At 67.1% G+C, this 3,320-nt stretch carries 4 protein-coding genes; all 4 read right to left on the reverse strand.

Features of this window, described 5'->3' with window-relative positions; all coding sequences use genetic code 11:
- Positions 1 to 11: 11 nt before the first annotated feature.
- Positions 12 to 1,010 (reverse strand): phosphatidate cytidylyltransferase, encoded by a 999-nt coding sequence (locus OOT08_RS01105; protein WP_325090740.1) that lies wholly within the window; start codon positions 1,008 to 1,010, stop codon positions 12 to 14.
- Between the two features lie 5 nt (positions 1,011 to 1,015).
- Complete coding sequence (frr, locus tag OOT08_RS01110) at positions 1,016 to 1,570, reverse strand: ribosome recycling factor (RefSeq protein WP_325090741.1); 555 nt, start codon at positions 1,568 to 1,570, stop codon at positions 1,016 to 1,018.
- Positions 1,571 to 1,603: 33 nt separating this feature from the next.
- A complete protein-coding gene (pyrH, locus tag OOT08_RS01115; RefSeq protein WP_325090742.1) occupies positions 1,604 to 2,320 on the reverse strand; it encodes a UMP kinase in 717 nt (238 codons plus the stop codon).
- A 111-nt stretch (positions 2,321 to 2,431) separates the two neighbouring features.
- On the reverse strand, positions 2,432 to 3,253 hold the full coding sequence (gene tsf / locus OOT08_RS01120; protein WP_325090743.1) for a translation elongation factor Ts: 822 nt from the start codon (positions 3,251 to 3,253) through the stop codon (positions 2,432 to 2,434).
- Positions 3,254 to 3,320: the final 67 nt, after the last annotated feature.

Raw genomic sequence — 3,320 nt, forward strand, 5'->3', positions numbered from 1 at the left:
CATAACCGCGCTCAGCCCGCGAGTGACCCGGGAAGGCTCGCGGCGGTCCCAACCGCGAGGAAGACCAGGTACGCAGCGGGCGCGGAGGGCAGGATGGAGTCGAGCCGGTCGAGGATTCCGCCGTGCCCGGGGATCCATGAGCTCATGTCCTTGACCCCGAGGTTGCGCTTGATGAGCGACTCGGTGAGGTCCCCGCCGGTCGCGGTCAGCAGCAAGAGCAGCCCGAGGATCACCCCGACCCACCAGGGCTGCTGCAGGGCGAAGACCGCGAGCAGAATCGCGCAGGTCAGGCCGAAGACGGCGGCGCCCGCGAAGCCTTCCCAGGTCTTGTTGGGGCTGATCCGCGGCGTCATCTTGTGCTTGCCGAGGGTGACCCCGGCGGCGTACGCGCCGATGTCGATGCTCACGACGACGGCGACGAGCGTGAGCACCCACCACTCGCCCCGCTCGCCCTGGATGAGCAGGAGCGTGAACGCGGCGAGGAAGGGGACGTAGACCAGGCAGAAGATCCCGGCCATCACGTCCCGAAGCAGGGTCTTCGGCGGCACGGTAAAGCGGGGCAACAGCCCCTCAATCAGCCGCCAGGCGGTGAGGACGAGCGCCCCGGCCACGAGGCCGAGCAGCATTCCCTCAGCGCCCCAGAACCACGCTCCCCCGATAATCATGAGCGCGCCGAGGATCCCGCCGATGCGGGGAACCCGGCGGCCGGAGGCCCGGAAGGCGTTCACGATCTCCAGGACCGTCACGGACACCACGAGGGCGACCACGATGGCGAAGATCTCGGGGAGGAACAGGACGCTGCCCAGGAAGATTGCGCCGAGCAGCAGCCCGGAGCCGATCGCCAGGAACAGGTTCCGGCCGGCCTTCGCCTCGATTTTGGCGTTGGTCTCCTCCAGCTGGGCACGCGTGTGCTCCAGCTGGCTGCGCAGCTCCTCCAGCGGGGCCGCAATGCCCCGGGGGCGCTCGCGTTCCGCGTCACGCTCCCCAGGACCCTCAGACGATTCGCTCATTGGGGTTACAGCTCGAGGAGCTCGGCTTCCTTACGCTTGAGCGCGTCGTCGATGGCGTCGACGTGCTGCTTCGTCAGGGCTTCGAGGTCCTTCTCGCCGCGTGCGATCTCGTCGTCGCCGAGCTCGCCCTTCAGCGCGTCCAGCTCGTCCTTCGCCTTGCGGCGCACGTTCCGGACGGCAACGCGGCCGTCCTCGGCCTTGTTCTTGACGAGCTTCACGTACTCCTTGCGGCGCTCCTGCGTGAGCTCCGGCAGGGTCACGCGCACGATCGTGCCGTCGTTCGTCGGGTTCGCACCCAGGTTCGGCATGTCGCGGATCGCCTGCTCGATGTCCCGCAGCGCGCCCTTGTCGTAGGGCGTGAGGACGAGCGTGCGCGCTTCCTGATTCTGCATGGAGGCCAGCTGCTCAAGCGGCGTCGCGGTGCCGTAGTAGTTGACCAGAACCTTCTGGAACATGGCGGGGTTCGCCCGGCCGGTCCGCACGGTGGCGAAGTCCTCCTTGGCGGAGTCAACAGCCTTCAGCATGCGGTCGGTGGCGTTCGACAGGACCTCTTCGATCACGGTCAGTCTCCTTCTGGTTCGTCTACGGAAAGTCTAGTGGTGAACGAGCGTGCCGAGGGGCTCACCCAGGATTGCGGCGGTGACATTGCCAGCGGGCTCCATGCCGAAGACGCGCATCGGCATCTTGTTGTCCATGCACAGGCTGAAGGCGGTCGAGTCGACAACCTTGAGCCCTTGCTTGAGCGCCTCGTCGTAGCTGATCGCGTCGAGCTTCGTCGCGGTGGGGTCGACGCGGGGGTCCGCGGTGTAGACCCCGTCAACGCCGTTCTTGGCGACGAGGACCTCGTCGCAGTGCGTCTCCAGCGCGCGCTGCGCGGCCACCGTGTCGGTGGAGAAGTACGGGAGTCCGGCGCCAGCGCCGAACACGACCACGCGACCCTTTTCGAGGTGGCGGATCGCGCGCAGCGGGATGTAGGTCTCGGCGACCTGCGTCATCGTGATGGCGGACTGCACGCGGCAGCCAACGCCGGCCTGCTCGACAAAGTCCTGCAGGGCGAGGGCGTTCATGACGGTGCCCAGCATGCCCATGTAGTCGGCGCGGCCACGGTCCATCCCGCGCTGGGAGAGCTCGGCGCCGCGGAAGAAGTTGCCTCCGCCCACGACGATGGCGACCTCGACCCGGTCGGTGGCAGCGGCGATTTCCTTGGCGATCTGGTTGATCACATCGGGGTTCACCCCGAGCTGTCCGCCGCCGAAGGCCTCTCCGGAAAGCTTGAGCAGGACGCGGCGCTTGCGGGTACGTTCGGTCATGGTGGGGTTCCTCCCTGGTGGCTGTGTTTAGGCTAGCCGATTGCGATCGAAGAGTGATGACAGAGCGAAACCCGGGGTGCGCATTCGCACCCCGGGTTTCGTTCGTGAGGCTTAGGCCCCCACCTTGAAGCGGGCGAAGCCCGTCACGGTGAGCCCGGCTGCCTCGGCAACCTTGGCCACGCTCTGCTTGTTGTCGCGAGCGTAGTCCTGCTCCAGCAGGGCCACGGTCTTGAAGAAGCCGGTCAGGCGTCCCTCGATGATCTTCGGCAGGGCAGCCTCAGGCTTGCCCTCGCCCTTGGCGATCTCGGTGACGAGCTGGCGCTCCTTCTCGACGTCGGCCTCGGGCACGTCGTCGCGGGACACGTAGAGCGGGTCCGCGAAGGAGATGTGCTGAGCGATCGCGACGCCGGTCTCGGCGTCGCCGCCGTCGAAGCTGACCACAACGCCGACCTGCGGCGGCAGGTCCTTGGAGGTGCGGTGCAGGTACACGGCGAAGTTCTCGCCGGTCAGGACGGCCACGCGACGCAGCTCGACCTTCTCGCCGATGATCGCGGCCTCGTCGGTGATGATCTCGGCGACCGTCTTGCCCTCCAGGGGAGCGGCAAGGGCGGCGTCGAGGTCGGCGATGCCGGCGACGGCCTCGACGACGCGCTCGCCGAGGGCGATGAACTTGTCGTTCTTCGCGACGAAGTCGGTCTCGCAGGCGAGCTCGATCATCGTGACCGACTCAGCGGTCTCCTTGACGGTGACGAGGCCCTCGCTCGTGGCACGGCCCTCGCGCTTGGCGACGCCCTTCATGCCCTTGAGGCGCAGGATCTCGATGGCCTTCTCGATGTCACCATCGGCCTCGACCAGTGCGTTCTTGCTGTCAACCATGCCGGCGCCGAGGCGCTCGCGCAGGGCCTTGACGGCTTCCATGCTCACAGATGCCATGAAATTCTCCTTAGCTCGTTGTCAGTGTCCGGGGTGCCGAATTACTTGGCGTCCTCGGCCACAACCT

The organism is Leucobacter sp. M11 (assembly GCF_035726885.1).
In the GTDB taxonomy this organism is placed as follows: Bacteria; Actinomycetota; Actinomycetes; order Actinomycetales; family Microbacteriaceae; genus JAPFRB01.